At 67.5% G+C, this 21,345-nt stretch carries 18 protein-coding genes and 1 tRNA gene; 10 read left to right on the top strand and 9 right to left on the bottom strand.

Features of this window, described 5'->3' with window-relative positions; all coding sequences use genetic code 11:
• Positions 1–330: 330 nt before the first annotated feature.
• A complete protein-coding gene (locus K2W61_RS12100; RefSeq protein WP_175132203.1) occupies positions 331–1,989 on the top strand; it encodes a CYTH and CHAD domain-containing protein in 1,659 nt (552 codons plus the stop codon).
• Between the two features lie 132 nt (positions 1,990–2,121).
• Here K2W61_RS12100 and ftsY read toward each other — a convergent pair whose 3' ends face one another.
• Complete coding sequence (gene ftsY / locus K2W61_RS12095; RefSeq protein WP_236755697.1) at positions 2,122–3,531, bottom strand: signal recognition particle-docking protein FtsY; 1,410 nt, start codon at positions 3,529–3,531, stop codon at positions 2,122–2,124.
• Here ftsY and rsmD point away from each other — a divergent pair.
• The 4 genes from rsmD (at position 3,530) to K2W61_RS12075 (ending at position 6,318) form a co-directional block, all read left to right on the top strand.
• Positions 3,530–4,096, top strand: a complete 567-nt coding sequence (gene rsmD, locus K2W61_RS12090) for a 16S rRNA (guanine(966)-N(2))-methyltransferase RsmD (RefSeq protein WP_175140517.1) — start codon at positions 3,530–3,532, stop codon at positions 4,094–4,096. The genes ftsY and rsmD overlap by 2 nt on opposite strands.
• Before the next feature lie 58 nt (positions 4,097–4,154).
• Complete coding sequence (gene coaD, locus K2W61_RS12085; RefSeq protein ID WP_006385942.1) at positions 4,155–4,658, top strand: pantetheine-phosphate adenylyltransferase; 504 nt, start codon at positions 4,155–4,157, stop codon at positions 4,656–4,658.
• A 191-nt stretch (positions 4,659–4,849) separates the two neighbouring features.
• Complete coding sequence (locus tag K2W61_RS12080; protein WP_175134067.1) at positions 4,850–5,101, top strand: YfhL family 4Fe-4S dicluster ferredoxin; 252 nt, start codon at positions 4,850–4,852, stop codon at positions 5,099–5,101.
• Positions 5,098–6,318 carry a benzoate/H(+) symporter BenE family transporter gene (locus K2W61_RS12075; protein WP_175134062.1) on the top strand — a complete coding sequence of 407 codons (1,221 nt, stop codon included), beginning with the start codon at positions 5,098–5,100 and terminating at the stop codon, positions 6,316–6,318. The genes K2W61_RS12080 and K2W61_RS12075 overlap by 4 nt, the downstream gene beginning before the upstream one ends.
• 67 nt (positions 6,319–6,385) lie before the next feature.
• Here K2W61_RS12075 and K2W61_RS12070 read toward each other — a convergent pair whose 3' ends face one another.
• Both K2W61_RS12070 and K2W61_RS12065 read right to left on the bottom strand, forming a co-directional pair.
• Positions 6,386–6,772, bottom strand: a complete 387-nt coding sequence (locus K2W61_RS12070) for an MOSC N-terminal beta barrel domain-containing protein (RefSeq protein WP_236755695.1) — start codon at positions 6,770–6,772, stop codon at positions 6,386–6,388.
• Positions 6,769–9,264, bottom strand: coding sequence for an AsmA family protein (locus K2W61_RS12065; RefSeq protein ID WP_236755693.1), 2,496 nt, complete (start codon positions 9,262–9,264; stop codon positions 6,769–6,771). Before K2W61_RS12065 ends, K2W61_RS12070 begins: the two co-directional genes overlap by 4 nt.
• Positions 9,265–9,600: 336 nt before the next feature.
• Here K2W61_RS12065 and K2W61_RS12060 point away from each other — a divergent pair, with 336 nt between their 5' ends.
• The 5 genes from K2W61_RS12060 to K2W61_RS12040 all read left to right on the top strand — a co-directional run bounded on the left by K2W61_RS12060 (position 9,601) and on the right by K2W61_RS12040 (position 16,716).
• On the top strand, positions 9,601–11,199 hold the full coding sequence (locus K2W61_RS12060) for an MDR family MFS transporter (RefSeq protein WP_236755692.1): 1,599 nt from the start codon (positions 9,601–9,603) through the stop codon (positions 11,197–11,199).
• Positions 11,200–11,202: 3 nt separating this feature from the next.
• Complete coding sequence (locus K2W61_RS12055; RefSeq protein ID WP_175134058.1) at positions 11,203–11,649, top strand: MarR family winged helix-turn-helix transcriptional regulator; 447 nt, start codon at positions 11,203–11,205, stop codon at positions 11,647–11,649.
• A 180-nt stretch (positions 11,650–11,829) separates the two neighbouring features.
• Positions 11,830–12,327, top strand: coding sequence for a DUF2938 domain-containing protein (locus K2W61_RS12050; RefSeq protein ID WP_175134057.1), 498 nt, complete (start codon positions 11,830–11,832; stop codon positions 12,325–12,327).
• A 241-nt stretch (positions 12,328–12,568) separates the two neighbouring features.
• Positions 12,569–14,182, top strand: a complete 1,614-nt coding sequence (locus K2W61_RS12045; protein ID WP_236755691.1) for an ABC-F family ATP-binding cassette domain-containing protein — start codon at positions 12,569–12,571, stop codon at positions 14,180–14,182.
• A 239-nt stretch (positions 14,183–14,421) separates the two neighbouring features.
• The gene (locus K2W61_RS12040; RefSeq protein WP_236755690.1) at positions 14,422–16,716 is read left to right on the top strand and encodes a TonB-dependent siderophore receptor; all 2,295 of its coding nucleotides are present in this window, start codon (positions 14,422–14,424) and stop codon (positions 16,714–16,716) included.
• A gap of 76 nt (positions 16,717–16,792) precedes the next feature.
• On the opposite strand, the gene ychF is transcribed toward K2W61_RS12040, so the two are convergent.
• The 6 genes from ychF to K2W61_RS12010 all read right to left on the bottom strand — a co-directional run bounded on the left by ychF (position 16,793) and on the right by K2W61_RS12010 (position 21,345).
• Positions 16,793–17,884, bottom strand: a complete 1,092-nt coding sequence (ychF, locus tag K2W61_RS12035; protein ID WP_006385927.1) for a redox-regulated ATPase YchF — start codon at positions 17,882–17,884, stop codon at positions 16,793–16,795.
• 94 nt (positions 17,885–17,978) lie between these two features.
• Positions 17,979–18,758, bottom strand: a complete 780-nt coding sequence (locus K2W61_RS12030; RefSeq protein WP_175134054.1) for a CPBP family glutamic-type intramembrane protease — start codon at positions 18,756–18,758, stop codon at positions 17,979–17,981.
• Positions 18,758–19,354, bottom strand: a complete 597-nt coding sequence (gene pth, locus K2W61_RS12025; RefSeq protein ID WP_175134053.1) for an aminoacyl-tRNA hydrolase — start codon at positions 19,352–19,354, stop codon at positions 18,758–18,760. Before pth ends, K2W61_RS12030 begins: the two co-directional genes overlap by 1 nt.
• 96 nt (positions 19,355–19,450) lie before the next feature.
• Positions 19,451–20,056 carry a 50S ribosomal protein L25/general stress protein Ctc gene (locus tag K2W61_RS12020; protein ID WP_175140400.1) on the bottom strand — a complete coding sequence of 202 codons (606 nt, stop codon included), beginning with the start codon at positions 20,054–20,056 and terminating at the stop codon, positions 19,451–19,453.
• Positions 20,057–20,182: 126 nt separating this feature from the next.
• On the bottom strand, positions 20,183–21,133 hold the full coding sequence (locus tag K2W61_RS12015) for a ribose-phosphate pyrophosphokinase (protein ID WP_175134051.1): 951 nt from the start codon (positions 21,131–21,133) through the stop codon (positions 20,183–20,185).
• 135 nt (positions 21,134–21,268) lie between these two features.
• Positions 21,269–21,345, bottom strand: a tRNA-Gln gene (locus K2W61_RS12010).

The raw sequence follows: 21,345 nt of genomic DNA, 5'->3' as shown, positions 1-21,345 counted from the left end.
CCGCCCGGCAACGGGCGGTTTTTTTTTCCCGCGTCGCCGGACCGCCACCGCCGCGTCGCGCCCAGGGGGAGCGCTGTCACCCATAGCGCGCACGCACGCTAATTACAATTTGAATAGCCCGGGGCGTCGTCGCCTGTCGTTGGAGCCGGGTAATTGCGCGGACGCAATCAAAGCCGAAAATATCGACGGGACCGGTCCGCCGACGATTGTTGATGCACCGCAACCCGGTCTATGCTCGGACGAGCATTTATGAACTAAATATGACCGGTCATCAAACATCTCCCCCCATTTGATTAACATCTCGGCTTTTGCCGCTGGACACCCGCCGCCATGTCGGAACAGGAACTGAAACTGCACGTGCCCACGGCTTCGCGCCAGGCCGTGCTGCGAGAGATCAAGCAACGCGAAGCGACGCGCATTCGCCTGCACGCGATGTACTTCGACACCCCCGAGCGCGAACTGGCCCGGGCGCGCATCGCCATCCGCCTGCGCCAGGAAGGCCGCGACTGGGTGCAGACCCTGAAGATGCCCGGCATCAACGCCATCACCCGCATCGAACTGAATCATCCCCGCCCTGGCCCGGTGCTCGACCTGTCGGTCTACGCCGGCACCGAAGTCGAGGCCGCCCTGGCCGCCATCAAGGGCGAACTGGGCCTGCGCTATGAGACCGACGTGCAGCGCATGCTGCGCAAGGTGCGCACCCGCTACGGCACGGTCGAACTGGCCTACGACACCGGCATCCTGCGCGCCGGCGCGCTGGAACTGCCGATCTCCGAACTCGAATTCGAACTGGTCTCGGGCCGCCCCGCCGCCATCTTCGCGGTCGCGCGCGGCTGGCAGCAACGCCACAACCTGGTGCTGGACCCGCGCAGCAAATCGGAACGCGGCGACGCCCTGGCGCAGTTGGCGCAACGCCTGGCCGATGTCGACGCCATCCCGGGCGATGACCTCGACAGCCGCCGCGCCCAGGCCATCGCCCTGTTCTGGGCGCCGCGCACGGCTGCCGCCGTCAAGCTGCGCGAGGACATGACCGCGGCCCAGGCCATGGGCCGCATCGCCGCCGAATGCCTGGACCAGATCGCCCGCAACGCCGCAGTGCTGGCCGAGGTCGACACCGAAGGCGTGTACCGCGCCGGCAATTCCGAACACGTGCATCAACTGCGCGTCGGCATCCGCCGCCTGCGTTCGGCCTGGAAGCTGTTCGATGGCTGGATCGCGCCGGTCTCCGACAGCATCATGCAGGGCGTGCGCGCGCACTTCGCCGCTTTCGGCGCCAACCGCGACCAGGACGTGCTGAACGAAACCGTGGCGCCCGCGCTGATGCGCGCCGGCATGCCAGTCATCCCGATGGAAGCGGCGCCGCCCGAACAGGACGCGCGCGCCATTGCCGGCGGCAAGGCCTTCCAGGCGTGGCTGCTGGAACTGCTGGAATGGAGCCTGGACGTGCCGCCGGCCCTGCCGGCCTCCGACGGCCAGCACGTTGCCAATGGCATGCCCAGCGACGCCGCGCCCGAGCCCGCCATCCGCCTGGAAGGCGGCATCGCCGGCCCCAGCGTCAAACCGACCATCATCCCCATGCTGGCGCCCGAGCCCGACCCGCAGCGACTGCATAAGCAGTTGGCGCGGCGCCTGCACCGCTGGCACAGCAAGGTAGCCGACCAGGGCACCCAGTTCGCCACGCTCGACATCCCGACGCGCCACGAACTGCGCAAGCGCGGCAAGCGCCTGCGCTACAGCCTGGCCTTCGCCGAATCGCTGCTGCCGCCGGCCAAGCTGCGCGGCTACCGCAAGCTGCTGTCGCGGGTGCAGGACATCCTGGGCGAGATCAACGACCTGGCCGTGGCCAAGGACTACTACGAGTCGTGTACGGCCACGCATCCGCAGGCCTGGTTCGCGCTGGGCTGGATCAGCGCCCGGCTGGAAGAACTGGCGGTGGATGCGCAGCGCGCCTTCGACGACCTGGCCAGCAGCAAACCGTTCTGGAAGTGAGGCCACGCGGTCCTCGCGGACCACGTTTGCGCCCGCTGAAAACACCGCGCCCCACGCCTGATACATCGCAGGCGTGGGGCGCGGTGTTTTCAGCGCCGGGCGCGAGGCCCCGACGGCGATCCGTGGACCTGATCAGTCGGCCAGCAATGCCCCCGCGAATTCGTCGGCCACGAACGGCTGCAGGTCTTCGAGGCTTTCGCCCACGCCGATCCAGTACACCGGGATCGGCCGCACGCCCTGGCTGCCCGCCGCCACCGCCGCCAGCGTGCCGCCCTTGGCGGTGCCATCCAGCTTGGTCACGACCAGGCCGGTGAGGTTGATGGCCGCGTCGAACGCGCGGATCTGCGCCAGCGCGTTCTGGCCGGTGTTGCCGTCCACCACCAGCAGCACTTCGTGCGGCGCGGCCGGGTCGGCCTTGCCGATGACGCGGCGGATCTTCTTCAGTTCTTCCATCAGGTGCAGCTGGGTCGGCAGGCGGCCGGCCGTATCCACCATCACCACGCCCATGCCGCGCGCGCGGCCGGCGTTGACCGAGTCGAACGCCACCGCCGCCGGATCGCCGCCATCCTGCGAGATCACGGTGACGTTGTTGCGGCTGCCCCATTCGATCAACTGCTCGCGCGCCGCGGCGCGGAACGTGTCGCCCGCGGCCAGCAACACGCTGGCGCCCTGGCGCTGGAACGTGTGCGCCAGCTTGCCGATGGACGTCGTCTTGCCGGCGCCGTTGACGCCCGCGATCATCACCACCAGCGGCTGCGCGCGCTTCAGGTCGAAGGCGCGCTCCAGCGGGCGCAGGTGATCGGCCAGCAACTGGCGCAGCGCGGTCTTGACCTGGGCCGGATCCTCGATGCGCTCTTTCTTGACCCGCGCGCGCAGCGCGGTCAGCAGCTTCTCGGTCGCCTCCAGCCCGGCATCGGCCATAATGAGCGCCGATTCGAGTTCCTCGAACAGGTTCTCGTCGACCTTGACGCCGACGAAAATGCCGCCAATGCTCTGGCCGGTGCGCGACAGGCCCTGCTTGAGCCGCGACAGCCACGACGCCTTCTTGGGCGCGGACTCCGGTTCGGGCGCGGCGGACGCGGCGGCGACCGGCGGCGTGGCGGCGGGCGGCGATGCCACCGGCGCGGGCGCAACCGGCGGCGGGGCAACGGCCGGCGCGACAGCGCTGGGCGTCACGGCCGGCGCGGTGGCGACGGGCGCGGAAGCGGGAGCGGGAGCGGCGGGCGCGGGGTTGGAAACCGGCGTGGCGGCGGGCGCAACCACCGGCGCCGAGGCCTGCGGCTGCGGCACCACGGCCGGCGCCGGTTGCGGCACACTGGCCGAAGCCGGCATCGGCACCTCGGCGGACGGCGCCGGCAGGGTCACCTCGGGCGTTGCGACCGGCGCGAATTCGCGGACCGGAACGGCGGGTTCGACGGGCTGGGCGGGCGCCTCGGCCCCGGCTGGCGGCGCGATCCCCGCGTCCACCTGCTCCGGCGGCGGCGCGGGCTGGGCCGGCGCGGCGGGCGGAGGGGATTTTTTCTTGAAGAAGCGGCTAAACATGGGTAACAAGTATATTCGTATCGTCGGGGGCCAATACCGGCGCACCCCTATCGTCGTGCCCGACGTGGAGACGCTCCGCCCGACGCCCGACCGGGTGCGGGAAACGCTGTTCAACTGGCTCAATCACCTGTGGGGCGGCGAATTCGCCGACAAGCAGGTGCTGGATCTGTTCGCCGGCAGCGGCGCCCTGGGCTTCGAGGCGGCCTCGCGCGGCGTGGCGCATGTGCAGATGGTCGAGCGGGACAAGACCGCCGCGTCCGCGCTGCGGACACTGCGCGACAAACTCAAAGCCGACATGATACGCATCCATGTGGGCGATGCGATGCAGGTCGCCGAAAGAATGGATGCGTCCCGTTTTGACCTCATCCTGCTGGATCCGCCGTTCGGACAGGGCTGGCTGGCGCGCCTGTGGCCGATCCTGCCGGGCATCCTGGCCGAGGGCGGACTGGTCTACGTCGAGGCCGAGAGCCCGATCGAGCCCCCCGAGGGCTTCGAGATCCTGCGCCAGGACAAGGCCGGGGCCGTCCACTACCACCTCCTGAAATTTGCTGCATTGCGCAAATAAGTCAATAATCCGAGCTTCGGAGGATGGTGTACACCACTAATAACGGTACGGAGCTCGCATGATCATCGCTGTTTACCCCGGCACTTTCGACCCGCTGACCAGAGGCCACGAAGACCTGGTCCGCCGTGCCGCCACGCTTTTCGACAAAGTCGTGGTTGGTATCGCCCACAGCCGCAACAAGAAGCCCTTCTTCAGCATCGACGAACGCGTGGACATCGCGCGCGAAGTGCTGGGCCACTATCCCAACGTGGAAGTGCAGAGCTTCGGCGGCCTGCTCAAGGACTTCGTGCGCGACCAGGGCGGACGCGTCATCGTGCGCGGCCTGCGCGCGGTGTCCGACTTCGAATACGAATTCCAGATGGCCGGCATGAACCGCCATCTGCTGCCCGACGTCGAGACCCTGTTCATGACGCCGTCGGATCAATACCAGTTCATCTCCGGCACCATCGTGCGCGAAATCGCCCAGTTGGGCGGCGACGTCAGCAAGTTCGTGTTCCCCTCGGTGGAACGCTGGCTGCAGGAAAAAGCCAAGGAACGCCGCGAGCAATCCTGGCCGGGCTGAGCGTCCCCGCTCTCCGCCTCACCGAACCCTCCCGGAGGGCGCCTTGCGCGCCCTCCCTGCGCTTTTGGCGGCCCGCGCGGCGCATCGGGTTGGGCCGCCGATGGGCCGGTCGGCGCCAGGGGCTTGCGCGGCCCCTCGCGGGCCTGGCAGTACAATTGCAAGAACCCTGCCGGATTGCCCTGCCCCCCATCATGGCCCTGACCATCACCGAAGAATGCATCAATTGCGACGTCTGCGAGCCCCAGTGCCCGAACGACGCGATTTCCATGGGCGAGGACTACTACGTCATCGATCCTGACCGCTGCACGGAATGCGTCGGCCACCACGACGAGCCGCAATGCAAGGTGGTCTGCCCGGTCGAGTGCATCGAACTGCACCCGCAATGGCAGGAAGGCCAGGAACAGTTGATGGCCAAGTACCGCCGCCTGACCGGTGCCGCATGAGCGACGCCGCCCAGCCCGTCTTCGATCCCCCCGCCACCCGCCCCAACGCCCGCCGCGACCTGTCCGCCTCGGCCATCGCCGCCGGCCTGGTCGCCGTCCTGGTCAGCTTCGGCGGCACCGCCGTGCTGATGGTGCAGGCCGGCCATGCCGCCGGCCTGGACGCTGCCCGCATCGGTTCCTGGATCGGTTCGCTCAGCCTGGCGCTGGGCCTGGGCGGCGCGGCCTACAGCCTGCGCACCGGCCTGCCCATCGTCATGGCCTGGTCCACGCCGGGCGCCGCGCTGCTGGTCACCGCGCTGGCCGGCGTGCCCTTTCCCGAAGCCATCGGCGCCTTCGTCCTGGCCGCCGCGCTGACGCTGGCCTGCGGCCTGTTCGGCTGGATCGATCCGATCCTGCGCCGCATTCCCGGCGAAGTCGCCGCGGCCATGCTGGCAGGCGTACTGCTCAACTTCGGCATGGGCGTGTTCACCAACATCGGCAAGCAACCGGCGCTGGTGCTGGTCATGTGCGCCGCCTACCTGGCGTGCCGGCGCTGGGCGCCGCGCTACGCGGTGCTGGTGGTGATGGCGGTGGCGGTGGCCATGGCGGCCGGCCTGGGCCTGATCCGCGCCGAGCAATTGGACTGGCGCCTGACCGAATTCGTCTGGACCACGCCGGCCTTCAGCATGCAGGCCGCGATCAGCCTGGGCGTGCCACTGTTCGTGGTGGCGATGGCCTCGCAGAACCTGCCCGGCCTGGCCATCCTGCAGGCCGCCGGCTACCGCCCGCCGGCCTCGCGGCTGGTGGCCGCCACCGGATTGCTGGGCCTGCTGGCCGCCCCCTTCGGCGCCCACAGCGTCACGCTGGGCGCGATCAGCGCGGCCATCTGCACCGGCCCCGAGGCCCATGCCGAGCCCGCCAAGCGCTACATCGCCGCGGCCACCTACGGGGTCAGCTATTTCCTGCTGAGCATCGTCGCCGGCGCGGTCGCGGTGTTCTTCCAGGCATTGCCGGCCGCGCTGCTGGCGGCCCTGGCCGGGCTGGCGCTGCTGGGCACCATCATGGGCGGCATGGCCGCGGCCATGGCCAACCCGCAACGGCGCGAAGCCGCGCTCATCACGCTGCTGGCCACGGCATCGGGCTTCAGTTTCTGGGGTATCGGTTCGGCCTTCTGGGGCCTGGTGGCGGGCCTGCTGGCCCACACCCTATTCGAATACACGCGCAAGCCCGCGGCCTGAACCGGCCGCCTCGCGCGTTGCCGGCCAGCCCGGCGACGGTTCGCGCAATGGCTTTACCGCGCCAGGCTCAGTCCGGCCAGGCGGACACGGGCGTATCCGGATGCACCTTCATGATGCGGCACGGCACCTGCACGAAATTCGAGATCCAGGCAGCGGCCAGTTCGCCCTCGTCGACCACATCGATGACCTGCTCGCCGACCCTCATGCTGTAGCGCACGCTGTCGTCGTCCTCGATCACGTCCAGCGGAATATCCATGCGCAGCATGCCCGGCGCGCGCAGCACCAGGTAACCCAGGCGCAACTCCACCGCCACGTCGGCCAGCCGCGGGCACAGTTCGCGGTTGAGCCACTGGCCCGAATCGTTGGCCACCAGCCATTGGCGGTGATAGGGCGCGGCCTCGGCCTGCGCCGTCACGCCGCACTGGGCGATGGGCTGGAAGGTGGCGGCGCTCATCTGCCCAGCAGGCCCTTGAGCGCCTTGTCCACCGCCGCGCCGCCCTTGCCCTTGCCGGTCACGGCTTCACGCAGCTTGTTTTCCAGGCTGCGCTTGAGGATGCCGCCGATGGCATCCTTCCACAGCAGCGTATACGTGGGTTTGTCGAACGGGCCCTTGATGTGCACCGGAATGGTCACGTCCTTCAGGTCGATCAGTTCCTTGCCCTCGGGGTCGGCGGCCGGGTTGATCACGCGGGCGCGCGCCACCAGGTTGAGCTCGCTCTTGACGAAATCGATGGTGGCCGGCTCGCCCTGCGTCACGCGCAACAGCGGCGACACCACGTTCAGGCGCTTGACGCTGGCCACGCCCTTGTTGAAGGCCAGATCGGCTTCCATTTCCGAGAAGGCGGTCTGCTTGCTGGTATCGGCCGCCACGGTCTCGTCCTGCGAGTCGGGCTTGAGCGCGGCCTTCAGTTCGCGCAACGTCTGCGTCAGGTTGATGCCCTTGACGGCGCCATCGCGCAGCCGCACCTGCACGGTGCCGCCCAGCCCGCCCTTCATGGCATAAGCATTGGCGCCCGCGGTCTTCAGGTCCAGCGCCAGGCTGCCGGTGCCGCTCAGGATGTTGCGCTGCGCCAAATCCACCAGCAGCGGCTCGATGGCGATGCCCGCCAGCGACATCTTGGTCGCCAGCTGGTTGCCCTGCGCCGCGTCCAGCGACAACGCGCCGGCCAGCTTGCCGCCATACAGCCCGGCGGTCAGGCTGGAGATGTCGAGCTTGCCGCGGTCGAGCTTGATGGCGGCGGCGACATCATCGGCCTTCAGGCCGCGCACCACCAGCTTGCCGACCTTGAGCGTGCCGTTCACGCTGGGACCGACCAGCGCCGACAGGTTGATCGAATCATCCGCCGGCGCGGCCGGCGCCGGTTGCGCCGGCTTGTTCTCGTCCTTCTTGCCGTCGGCGGGCGGCTTGGCCGGCGCGGCGGCGACGGGCGGCGCCAGCTTATCCAGGTCCAGCGTATCCACCGCCAGCGCGAACTTCACTTGCGGCGCATCGCTCAGTTTGGCGATGTCGGCGGTCAGGTCGAACTTGCCGCCTTCCAGCACGGCGTTGATCTTGCTGCTGGCCGTGTCCTTGAGCAGATCGACGTTGAGGCTGCCGATCACGGGGATCTGCAGGCTGCCCTTGGGCAGGCCGGGATCGGTGATGCTGACATCGCCGCGCAAGCCCGACAGGCCGCCCTGGCGCTGCAGCAGGTTCAGCGTCAACGGCGAGGCGAAGCTCAGCTTGACGACCCGCTCGCCACTCTTGGAAGTGCTGTCGAGCTTGGCTTCCTTGATGTCGAGTTCGGCGGCGTTGCCGCTGATGCCGTTCAAGCCGAAACTGGCATCCAGGCCGCTGAGGCGCACGCGGCCGGTCAGCGCCTCGCCGGTGGCCTGCGTCGGGGAAATATTCAGCGCGGGCGCATCGACGGCGAATTCGAACGGGCCGTCGGCCACGCCCCCCTTGGCGCGCACCGCCAGCTTCTCGATCTGCAGCTGGCTCTTGTGCGGGTCGATCGACAGCTTGGGCATGGCCACGCTTGCCTCGACATTGGTGGCGCGCGCGGCCGGATCGGTCACGTCACCCTGGAACACGACCTCCAGGCCCGCCACGTTCAAGGCCGATTTCTGGCCATTGAACGCCAGGTTGCCGCGCATCGCCAGGCTCTTGGCCTCGGCGCCCGGCAGCTTGCCGTCCATGCGCAGGTCCAGCTTCTGCGCCGCATAGCGCTTGGCCGACGGGTCCAGCGTCAGCAACGCCTGGCCGGTCAGATTGGCGTCGATACGCGGATTGCCGCCCTCGATGCGCGCGGTCAGGCGCACGTCAAAAGGCTGGTTGAACGTGACGCGGCCCGTGTTGGCATTGATCTTGGTGACCGCCACCGCCATGCCGGACATCTGGTCCTGCAACAGCACCTCGCCATCCTTCAGGTCGAGGCCGGCGATGTCGATCTGCATGTTGTTGCGCGACGGCGGCAGCGCCCCGCTGCTGAGCGCCTGCGCGGCGGTCTGGGCGGCGCCTGCCAGCGCCTCGGCCGGATTGGCGGGCGTGGCCACCACCGGCGCGGTGCCGCCCACCAGGTTGCTGAAATTGAACTGGCCGTCCTTGTTGCGCACCACGCGCGCCTTGAAGCCGCTGATGGCCACGTGGTCGACCACGAAGCTGTTGGACAGCAGCGGCCACACCGCCACCGCCAGGCGGGTGCTGTCGATGGAGGCGAAGGTATCGGGACTATTGACCTCGGACAGCGACACACCCTGCACCGACAGGCCGATGCGCGGGAACAGCGACAGCTGGATCTCGCCGTCGATCGTGAGGGTGCGGTGATAGCGTTCCTGCACCAGCTCTTCGAGCTTGTACTTGTACGCGTTGGGGTCGAACGTCAGCAAAAAGATGGCCAGGCCAACGACGGCCACGACAATCAACACCACCAGGCCTATCAGAATGCGCTTGAACCACGTTTTCATTGCCGCCCCGTCGGTACCTCGACTGGTAATCCTTGAATGCCATCCGCCGCGCCTGGCGCGGAAATGGCGCTTTGCCGCCGCGCCCTGCGCGCGGCCTCCTGATTTGTCCGTCTTCGATCGCGTGCCGCCGCGTGCGCCAGGCCGGGGGGCCGGGATGCCAAGCGGAGAGGACTGCCATGGAAAGACCTGCTGAAGACGCCAGTCTGACCAGCGTGCACATACCGCTATCGTAACAAATCGGGCCCGGCCGCGCGCCCGGCCCGAGGCTGACGGTTTTCTGTCTCGGGGATTGTAGGGCTAGAATGATTGATCCATCAATAATTGATCGGTCCAATAATGCCCGCCCCCGTCCCCAGCACCCCTTATTCGCCCGGCCAGGTGCTCCCCTTCCGCCAGACCCTGCTCGCCATGCTGGGCATGTGCTTCGTCATGATGATGGTCGCCATCGACCAGACCGTGGTGGGCACCGCGCTGCCCACCATCGTGGCCGAACTCAAGGGCTTCGAGCTGTACGCATGGGTGGCCACGTCCTATCTGCTGACCTCGGTGATCACCGTGCCGATCTTCGGGCGGCTGGGCGACTACTACGGCCGCAAGCCCTTCGTGGTGGCGGCGATCGTGCTGTTCACGCTGGCCTCGGTGCTGTGCGGCGCCGCCGACAGCATGTTCACGCTGGTGCTGGCGCGGGCCTTGCAAGGCATCGGCGGCGGCATGCTGGTGGGCACCGCCTTCGCCTCCATTCCCGACCTGTTCCCCGACCCGCACGTGCGGCTGCGCTGGCAGGTCATGCTCAGTTCGGCCTTCGGCATCGCCAACGCAATCGGCCCCACGCTGGGCGGCGCGCTGACCGAGCACTACGGCTGGCGCTCGGTGTTCTACGTCAACCTGCCCATCGGCATCCTCGGCCTCTGGTTCGTGACGCGCTACCTGCCGCACCTGCGCAACCACGCCACCGGCAAGGTGCGCCTGGACTGGCAGGGCGCGCTGTTGATCGCCGCCGCGCTCGGCAGCCTGCAACTGCTGGTGGAACTGCTGCCCAAGGAAGGCCTGAGCGCCACCATCGCGCTGCTGGGCGCCGCCAGCGTTGCCGCCTTCGGCCTGTTGATCTGGTGGGAACGGCGCTGCCCGCATCCGCTGCTGCCCTTCGACATGTTCCGCAACCGCGGCCTGGCCATGCTGTTCATCCTGGCCCTGCTGGTGGGCGTCACCATGTATTCGCTGCTGTTCTACGCGCCGCTGCTGCTGCAGGGCGGCTTCGGCCTGTCGCCACAGGACGCCGGCCTGCTGATCACGCCGATGGTGGTCTTCATCACCGTGGGCAGCATCGTCAACGGCCGCATCATCACCCGCATCCGCAACCCCAACCGCATGCTGTATGCCGGCTTCATCCTGATGGCGCTGTCCTGCCTGGGCATCGTCACCACCCACAATGACACGCCGCAGGGCCTGATCGCCGCCTACATGCTGATGGCCGGCCTGGGCATGGGCTTCATCATGCCCAACCTGACCGTGTTCGCGCAGCAGACCGCCGGCCGCAGCCACCTGGGCATCGCCACCGCAATGCTGCAATCGCTGCGCATGGTCGGCGGCATGCTGGGCACGGCCGTGGTCGGCACCATGGTCAGCCACAGCTATTTCAGCGGCGTCGAATCGACCCTGCGCGGCGCCTCGGCGCGTTGGCTGCCGCAACTGAACGACCCGCAGATGCTGGTCAATCCCGAGGCCCAGAGCCAGTTCCTGGCACAATTGGCGCATCAAGGCCAGGATGGAACGTCGCTGATCGAGATCGCGCGCGTGGCGCTGGTCGGCGCCATCCACGAGGGGCAGCTCATCGCCCTGGCGGTCGCGGTGCTGGCGCTGTGGTGCGTGCGGCGCGTCCCCCTGGTGCAATTGGCGCGCCCCGCCAAGCCGGAGCCCGCCGCCGTCGGAGAGTAGCTTTTGCCCAAACAACAACAGGGCCTGCAGGTCATCCAGCACATGGGCCAGACCTACCGGGTCATGCAGAGCGCCTTCAGCGGCCGGGTCGGCCACGCGCTGCCGCGCTGGCGCATCCTGCTGGCGCTGCATGAAAACGGTCCCTGCTCGCAGAAGCACTTGGCCGAACGCTGCCGCCTCGATCCCGCCTCGCTCACCCGCCAATTGCAGGCAATGCAGAAACTTGGCTGGATCGCGCGCGCCGTCGACCCGCACGACAACCGCCTGACCAACGCCCGCCTCACGCCGGCCGGCCAGGCCGTGGTCGATGAAGCCCTGCCCAAGCGCGCGGCCTTCTTCGACGAATCGCTCAAGGGACTGTCCGCGTCCGACATCGACACCCTGAACCGGGTGCTGAACGTGCTGGAAGAGAACTTCCTGCGCGCCGCGGGCGGCGGCAAGGGCGGGTAGCGCCACGCCCTGGGGCCGCCCGTGGCGTTGCTCCAACGCCACGGCCCAAAACCTTCCTACCCGTGCCGCTTCGCGCGGGCAATGCCCCATCGCCTGTCCGTGACATTGACACTCGGAAAGGTTATTGAATAACATTCAATTAATCTATTGATTGTTATTCCATATCGCCCGAGCCCTCGCATGCCCCCCGACCTCATTCTTCGCGCCGTGCTGATCGGCGCCGGCGCCACGCTCGTCATGGATCTGTGGGCGCTGCTGCTCAAGCGCCTGTTCGGCGTGCCGTCGCTGGACTACGCCCTGGTCGGCCGCTGGCTCGGCCACCTGCCGCAAGGACGCCTGACCCATCCCGGCATCGCGCGCTCGGCGCCCGTGGCGGGCGAACGCGCCATTGGCTGGATCGCCCACTACGCCATCGGCGTCCTCTTCGCCCTGCTGCTGCTGGCGATCTGGGGCCCGGCCTGGGCCGCGCGGCCGACCCTGCCGCCGGCGCTGATCGTCGGCCTCGCCACGGTGGCAGCGCCGTTCCTGATCCTGCAACCCGGCATGGGCGCCGGCATCGCCGCGTCCAAGACCCCAAAGCCCGGTGTGGCGCGCCTGCGCAGCCTGATGGCGCATGCGTCGTTCGGCGTGGGGCTGTACTTGGCGGGATGGGTGGTGGCGCAGGCCCTGGAGGCCTGAAACGCCGCACCTCCGCGCACCGGCCCGATTGCCTTTGCCGCGAGCCCTTCCCGCCTGCCCGGACAGCCTTGCCGCGCACGCGTTTTGCCAATTCCCCGCAGGGCTTTTAAAGTAACGGCCTGAACGCCATTCATCGAGGTATTCGTCCCATGCGCCATTGATGCCGCCGTCACCCTGACGGCCAGTCTCCACCCGCCCCCGTTCGCAGGGGGAGTTCCTGGCATCCCTGGAAGCATCACGCATGACGACTCCCTATCTCACGCTGGAACGCGTGTCGTACCTGCTGCCCGACGGCAGCCCGCTTTTTTCCGCACTCGACGAAACCTTCGACCAACGCCCCACCGGCCTGGTCGGGCGCAATGGCGCCGGCAAAACCGTGCTGGCGCGGATCCTGGCCGGCCAGTTATCGCCCTCGAGCGGGCGTTGCCTGCGATCGGGCAACGTCTTCTACCTGGCCCAACAGGTGTCCCCGCCTGCCGGCGCCACCGTCGCCAGCCTGGCCGGCGTGCAAGCCACGCTGGACGCCCTCGGGCGCATCGAAGCCGGCAGCAGCGCGCCGGAAGACTTCGAGCAAGTCGGCGATCGCTGGGATATCCGCCAACGCCTGCAACACGCGCTGGCACGCGATGGCCTCGGCCATCTCGACGCCGCGACGCCGGCCAGCGCCCTCAGCGGCGGCGAGGCCATGCGCGTGGCGCTGGCCAGCGCCATGCTGTCCGACGCCGACTTCCTCATTCTCGACGAACCCAGCAACCACCTGGACCGGCGCAACCGCCAGGCTCTGATCGAACAGCTGCGGCATTGGCCGCGCGGACTGCTGGTCGTCAGCCACGACCGCCAACTGCTAGACACCATGACCCGCATCGTCGAACTGTCGTCGCTGGGCCTGCGCAGCTACGGCGGCAACTACGACGCCTACGCCGCCAGCAAGGCACAGGAACGATCGAATGCGCTCGAGCGGCTCGAACACCGCAAGCTCGAACGCCGGCGCGAAGAACAGGCCATGCAGGCGCAGCGCGAACGGCAGGAACGGCGGCAGGCGCGCGGCCAGCGACATGGCAAGGAAGCCAACCAGGCGAAGATCCTGCTCGACCGGCAAAAGGGCCGCAGCGAGGACTCGGCAGGCAGGCTGCGCCAGCAGCATGCCGCCGCCCACGACCGCCTGGCGCAGGCCGTGCGCGACGCCGCGCAGCAGGTGGAAAGGGACGTCGACATCTCGCTGCATGCCCTGCCCGTCTCGCCGGCCGCGCAGCGGCGCGTGGCGGCGCTGGAGGCCGTCACACTGCCTTTTGTCGCGGGCCCCACCCGCCACGTCGACCTGCTGCTGGGCGGCCAGCAACGCGTCGCGGTCACCGGCCCCAATGGTTGCGGCAAATCGACCTTGCTCAAGGTGCTGGCCGGCCAACTGGCGCCGCTGGCGGGCGAACGCAAGCGCGTGCCCGAATGCGTCCATCTCGACCAGCGCCTGGCCAGCCTGGCCTCGCACCGGCCCGTGCTCGAACAACTGCAAGCCGTCAACGCAGCCCTGAGCGAAGGCGATCTGCGCACACGCCTGACGCACCTCGGCCTGGACGCGCGCAAGATCATGGCGCCGAGCGGCGCGCTGAGCGGCGGCGAACGCCTGAAGGCGGCGCTGGCTTGCGCGCTCTACGCCGATCCGCCGCCACGCCTGCTGCTGTTGGACGAGCCGGGCAATCACCTCGACCTGCCTTCCCTGCTCGCGTTGGAAAGCATGCTGCGCGGCTACCCCGGCGCGCTGGTCGTGGTGTCGCACGACAACGCGTTCCTGGACAACCTGGCGCTGACCGATAGGCTGCGCGCCACAGAACAGGGCTGGCTCCTGGAACCGTGGTGAGCGCACACGATGCCGATAGGTCGGCATGGCAATGAGGCCCCGCGCGCCTCGCCATCGCACCGCCTGATCCCATTCGCGCGGCGGCGCCCCACTTCAACAAGTCTGCTTTTGCCGCGCCATCGCGCGTTGCGCGATCCATCCCGGCCGATATCCGGCATATTCCCTGGGCAGTCATTTGCATAAATACAAATGCCAATCAATGGCGCTTCGTTTTCTAATTTAAACAGGGATGGATTGTCATGCACCACCACTCGTCGGGCGCGTCCGTACTGCTTGGCCTGATCACGCTTGCGCTGGCGTCCGCGGCCGCCCCGGCCCAGGCGCGACAGCCGGATGCCGCCGGCAACGCATCGCCCGGACCGGCCACGCTGCCGGCCATTGAAGTGAGCGGGCAAGCCGACGAGCCCACCGAGGCCACGCGCTCCTATACCGTGCCCTCGACCCGTGCCTCGACGGGCCTGACGCTGAGTCCTAAGGAAACACCCCAGTCCGTGTCGGTGGTGACGCGCCAGCAGATGGACGACCAGGGCATGCAGTCCATCGGCGACGTCCTCGGCAGCACGACGGGCATCACCTTCACCGAGTTGGACAACGGCGGGCGCACCACCTGGCGGGCCCGCGGATTCAACATCACCAACTACAAAGTCGATGGCCTGTCGATCATCGGCGGGTCCTCGTTCAACGGCGGCGGCAGCGGCGCGATCAACATGGATCTCTACGACCGCGTCAGCATCGTGCGGGGCGCGAACGGCTTGATGGGCGGCACCGGCGATCCCTCCGCCACCGTCGACCTGGTGCGCAAGCGCCCTGGCCGCACGCTCGGCGCGAGCCTGACCCTGCGCACCGGAAGCTGGAACAAGAAGAATGCCGTCGGCGACATCAACATACCGCTGGCGGCGGACGGCCGCGTCCGCTCGCGCCTGGTATTCAGCGGCGAGGACTCCGACGGGTTTCGCGACCACTCGGGCATCGAACGGCAGGGGTTCCTGGCCAGCATCGCCATGGATGTGACAGCCCGCACGCAGGTGGGCCTGGGCTTCCAGTACGAACACAGCATCTTCCACGGCGCCTCCTGGGGCGCCAACGTGCCCGCCTGGTTCGCAGACGGATCGCCGACCCATTTCCGCCGCAGCCTCAACCTCGCGGCGGACTGGAGCAAGACCGACATGGAAGCGAAGACGCTGTTCGTCTCGCTCGACCATCGCTTCGACAACGACTGGAAGCTGCGTGCCGATTATGCCCACGCCTCGCGCGCGGACCTGAACAACAAGGGGGCCATCAAGGTCAACAACGGCAGGGTCCGCTGGCCCCATTGGCATCAGGACGGCAGCGGCGCCTACCTCAATGCCATCCATTCGGAGACCGAAGGCGAAACCGACTCCTTCTCGCTGGATCTGTCGGGCCCCCTGGAACTGTTCGGACACCGGCATGAACTGCTCGTCGGCCTGAACGGCTCGCGCATGGACGAACCGTCCTGGACCTTCAACAGCAGCAACTGCAGCATCGACGGCATCGCCGGCTTCCGCGGACGCTGCCAATACCGCACCGAATTGCCCGTCGCCGACTGGCGCGCCTGGCGCGGCGACGAATATGGCAACATCCGCGCCTTCCGCACCGACGCCCGCCGCGTCACCCGGACAACGCTCTATGGCGGCTACGTCGCGGGCCGCTTCGAACTCGCCGACGACCTGACCCTGATCACCGGACTGCGCCGCAGCGTCTACCAGATCCACAGCGACAACTACAACGCGGCGGGCGCCCGCGGCGCGCGCACCGGAGAAAACGCCGCCCACGCCTGGACGCCCTACTACGGCCTGGTCTACGGGTTGACGCCGAACTACTCGGTCTACGCCAGCTACACCGATGTCTTCACGCCGCAGACCAACAAGAATGAAAGCGGCGACACCCTCAAGCCCATCACGGGCGCCAGCTACGAGGCCGGCATCAAGGGCGAATGGTTCAATGGCGCGCTCAATGCCGCCGTGTCGACATTCCGCAGCCTGCAGAAGAACGTCGCCCTGAAAGACGGCGACAGGTTGACGCCCGATGGCGACCAGGCCTACCAGCCCGGCACCGGCGTCATCGTCAAGGGCGTGGACGCCGAGATCGCCGGCGCCGTGACGGCCGCCTGGAACGTCTATCTGGGCTACACCTATCTGGACGTCGGCAACAACGACACCGCCGAGCGCCCCGACCCGCGCCATCTGCTGCGGCTGAACACCACCTACCGGTTCCAGGGGCCGCTCCGGGGGCTGACCGTCGGCGGCGGCATGTCCTGGCAAGGAAAGACGGTGTCCGAGCCCTACCCCGGCCGGCCGGATGGCCGCGGCGGCTTCGACGATTCGCCGATTCCTCTGAAGGGGTATGCGCTATTCAACGCGATGGCGCGCTATGACATCAACCGCCACCTGTCGGCCATGCTGAACGTCAGCAATCTGTTCGACAAGACGTACTACCGGCAGTATGGGTTCTATAACGGCTTGATCTATGGCGAGCCGCGTAGGGTGACGTTGAGTTTGCAGGCGAAGTTCTAAATAGACGGGGCAGGCCCTTGATGCCAAAGGCCTGCCCCGTCTGTGAAGCGCGACCGAACGCGCGTGGGAATAACGATCAGACGTTAAACAAGAAATTCATCACATCCCCATCCTGCACGATGTATTCCTTGCCTTCCGCCCGCATCTTGCCCGCTTCCTTCGCACCCTGCTCACCCTTGTAGGTGATGAAGTCTTCATACGCGATGGTCTGCGCGCGGATGAAGCCGCGTTCGAAGTCGGTGTGGATGACGCCGGCAGCCTGGGGCGCGGTGGCGCCGATCGGCACGGTCCAGGCGCGCACTTCTTTGACGCCGGCGGTGAAGTAGGTCTGCAGGCCCAGCAGCTTGAAGGCAGCGCGGATCAGGCGGTTCAGGCCCGGCTCTTCCATGCCCATGTCCGACAGGAAGGCCTGGCGGTCGGCGTCGTCCAGGTCGACGATTTCCGATTCGATGGCGGCGCAGATAGCGACCACCGGCGCGTTGCGGGCGGCGGCGAATTCGGTCAGGCGGTCCAGCAGCGGGTTGTTGGTGAAGCCGTCGTCGGCCACGTTGCCCACGTACATCGCGCGCTTGGCGGTGATGAAGCAGAGCTGGGCGATGTCAGCCTTTTCCTCGGTGGACAGGTCGAGCGCGCGGATCGGCTTGGCCTCGTTCAGCTGCGCCACGCACTTTTCCAGCACGGCGACGATGCGCTGCGATTCCTTGTCGCCGGAACGCGCGGTTTTCTGGTGGCGCTGCAGGGCCTTTTCGGCGGTCTGCAGGTCGGCCAGGGCCAGTTCGGTTTCAATGACTTCGATGTCGGCGATCGGGTCGACCTTGCCGGCGACGTGGATCACGTTGGGGTCTTCGAAGCAGCGCACCACGTTGACGATGGCGTCGGTTTCGCGGATGTGCGAGAGGAACTGGTTGCCCAGGCCCTCGCCCTTGCTGGCGCCCGCCACCAGGCCGGCGATGTCGACGAATTCGACCGTGGCCGACAGGATGCGCTCGGGCTTGACGATCTCGGCCAGCTTCTGCAGACGCGGATCCGGCACCTCGACCACGCCGACGTTCGGCTCGATGGTGCAGAACGGGTAGTTCTCGGCGGCGATGCCGGCGCGGGTCAGAGCATTGAAAAGTGTCGATTTGCCAACGTTGGGCAGGCCGACGATGCCGCATTGCAGAGCCATGGGAATCCTGTGTAAGTACGGTATTGATCGTTAACGTTCTAGTTTACCCCGCCGGGCGGCGCCATCGGGACGGCGCCCGTGGGGGACGGACGGCTCAACCGGCCGCCGTGGGCGCCCAGCGCATCACGACCCAGATCAGCAAAATGGGGCCGGCGTTGAACGTGGCGTGCAACGCGATTGCCGCGCCGATGCCACGGCGGATGCGGATCCAGCCCAGCACCAGGCCGGTGACCCATTGCGGCAGCACCAGCAATGGCAGCAGCCAATAAGGCGTGTGGTTGAAGACGAAGTTGGTCAGGTGCACGGCGGCAAAGGTCAGCGCCACCAGGTGGAACACCCAGCCGAAGTGCCTCAGGTAAAGGCGCCGCCACCGCGTGTTCCAGCCCCTGAGCGGCGCGGGGCGCGGCCGCAGCGCCCAGCAGGCCAGCAGCACCAAGGCGGCCAGCAGCAGGCCGGTCCAGATGCGCGGGCCGTACAGCACCACCGGCAACAGCGCCGGGCACAGCCACAGCGCCTGCTTGGGCCGGCGCAGGCCATAGCGGAACAGCATTTCCTCGACCAGCGGCGCCCAGACCACCGCCGTCAGCCACGGGATGTTGGCCGGGTCCAGCCGGTGCGTCACGCCACCCAAGCCTGCCGCGGCCACCGCCACCGGCCCCAGCGCGAACAGGTTGATCAGCCACAGCACGGCCGCCCAGGCCAGCAGGCGTCCGGGGCCGACGCCGGGCCACCAGTCCGACACCCAGCCGATCGCTGGCGTGCGCCCCGGCAGGCGGCGCACCGGATGGGGATGACGCACGAAGCGCCAGAAATCCGCCAGCTCACTGCGGAAACGCAGCTTGCGCGGCGCGGCGGAGCCCGGAGCGTCGTCCATCAGGCGTCGTTGCCGCTGTGCAACTGGCGCGTGGCCAGCGCGAAGTCGCCCGCCAGCATGGCCGGCACCACGGCGCGGCAGCGGTCGATGACCGCCTCGATCTCCTTCTGCTCTTCACGGCGCGGCGGGTGCAGCACGAAGTCGGCCACCTGCTGCGCCAGGCCGAGCGTGCGCGGATGGCCGATGCCGATGCGCAGGCGCCAGAAATTCGGGCTGCCGAGCGCGGCCTGGATGTCCTTCAGGCCGTTGTGGCCGGCGTGGCCGCCGCCCTGCTTGAGTTTGACCTGGCCCGGCATCAGGTCGAGTTCGTCGTGCAGCACCAGCACCTGTTCCGGCGTCAGCTTGTAGAAGCGCGCCAGCGCTCCGACCGCCTGGCCGGAACGGTTCATGTAGGTGTTGGGCTTGAGCAGCAGCACGTTGTCGGCCCCCAGGCGGGCCTTGGCCACCATGCCGAAGAACGACTTCTCCAGCGCGAATGAGGCGCGCAGATCGTCCGCCAGGTGGTCGGCCAGCCAGAAGCCCGCGTTGTGGCGAGTGGTTTCGTAGTCGGGACCGGGGTTACCCAATCCCACGATGAGGCGTATGGGAATAGACATGATGGGGCTGTTTAAACCAAAAAACCCTGCGCATGCAAATGCACACGCAGGGTTTCGGGCGCAAGCCGCAGGAAAGCCAGGGCTTTCCGGCAGGACTTAGGCGGCGGGGGTTTCCGCGGCGGCGTCGTCGGCGGCAGCGCCGCCCTTGACGACAGCGGCGGCCAGCAGCGGGTTCTCTTCACCACCGTGCGGGACGTAGGTCACGCCCATCGGCAGCTTGATGTCAGCCAGGTGGATCGAAGCGCCGGCCAGGATGTTGGTCAGGTCGACTTCGATGAACTGGGGCAGCGCCGACGGCAGGCACGTGATTTCCAGTTCGGTGGTGACGTGGCTGACGATCGCGCCGCTCAGCTTGACGGCCGGCGAGATTTCAGCGTTCACGAAGTGCAACGGCACCTTGGTGCGCAGCGCCTGGTTGGCGTCGACGCGCTGGAAGTCCACGTGCAGGACTTGCGGCTTGTAGGCGTGCCATTGAACCGAACGCAGCAGGACCTGCTCGTCCTTGCCTTCGAGCTGCATTTGCAGGATCGACGCGTGGAACTCTTCCTTGCGCAGGGCGTGGTAGATCTCGTTGTGGTCGAGTTCGATGTTCAGCGGGGCAGCCGAACCACCATAGACGATGGCGGGAACGCGGCCCGCGCGGCGCAGGCGGCGGCTCGCACTCGAACCCTGGACGCTACGCGCAGTGGCAGTGAATTTCATGGAAAACTCCAAAAACTGAAAAAGCGAAGCGGACTTCGCCGGTTAAATGCACGGCGCACAACAGGTGCGCCGTGTTGCTTGTGCCTTGCCGCGACCAGCAAGGCACAAAAAACGGGTGGGCTGGCGTCAGTCGACGAACAGCGAGCTGACCGATTCCGCGTTCGAGATACGCAGGATGGTCTCGCCCAGCAGCGCGGCGCACGACAACTGGCGGATCTTGCCGCTGGCCTGGCCTTGCTCGGAGAGCGGAATGGTGTCGGTGACGACCAGTTCGTCCAGCGCCGACGCCTCGATGCGGTCGATGGCGCCGCCGGACAGCACGGGATGGGTGCAATAGGCGTAGACGGCGCCGGCGCCACGGTCCTTCAAGGCCTGGGCCGCCTTGCACAGCGTGCCGGCGGTGTCGACCATGTCGTCCATGATGATGCAGGTGCGGCCGTCGACTTCACCGATGATGTTCATCACTTCCGACACGTTGGCGCGCGGACGACGCTTGTCGATGATGGCCAGGTCGGCTTCGAGCTGCTTGGCCAGCGCACGGGCCCGCACCACGCCGCCGATGTCCGGGGACACCACGACCAGGTTCGAGAAATTGCGGCGCCAGATGTCGCCCAGCAGGATCGGACCGGCGTAGATGTTGTCCACCGGGATGTCGAAGAAACCCTGGATCTGGTCGGCGTGCAGGTCCATCGTCAGGACACGGTCGACGCCAGCCACTTGCAGCATGTTGGCCACCACCTTGGCCGAGATCGCGACGCGCGCCGAGCGCGGGCGGCGGTCCTGGCGGGCGTAGCCGAAATAGGGAATCGCGGCGGTGATGCGGCCGGCCGAGGCGCGGCGCAGGGCATCGACCATCACCATGATTTCCATCAGGTTGTCGTTGGTAGGCGCACAGGTGGGCTGCAGGACGAAGACGTCCTTGCCGCGCACGTTCTCGTTGATCTCGACCATCACCTCGCCGTCCGAGAAGCGACCGACGGTCATCTTGCCCAGGGACATGTCGAGGTGGTTGACTACGTCCACGGCCAGCCGAGTATTGGCCGTGCCCGTGAAGATCATGAAGCTATCGTTTGCCATGATGGATGATGCGATGGTCGTTTTGAGACACTAACGAGGTGATGCGGGAACCTGCTGACGCCGGAAAATAAAAAAGCTGCTGAACCCGGGCCAGTGTCTTACAGGCGTGTTCAACAGCTTTGTTATGTATTCGGTTGGCTGGGGAGGAAGGATTCGAACCTTCGCATGCCGGAATCAAAATCCGGTGCCTTAACCAGCTTGGCGACTCCCCA

Origin of the sequence: Achromobacter pulmonis (assembly GCF_021733725.1) — a bacterium.
Classification (GTDB): Bacteria; Pseudomonadota; Gammaproteobacteria; order Burkholderiales; family Burkholderiaceae_B; genus Achromobacter; species Achromobacter pulmonis.
Note: the sequence above shows the minus strand (reverse complement) of the source record. Positions and strands in the feature narration are given on the sequence as shown.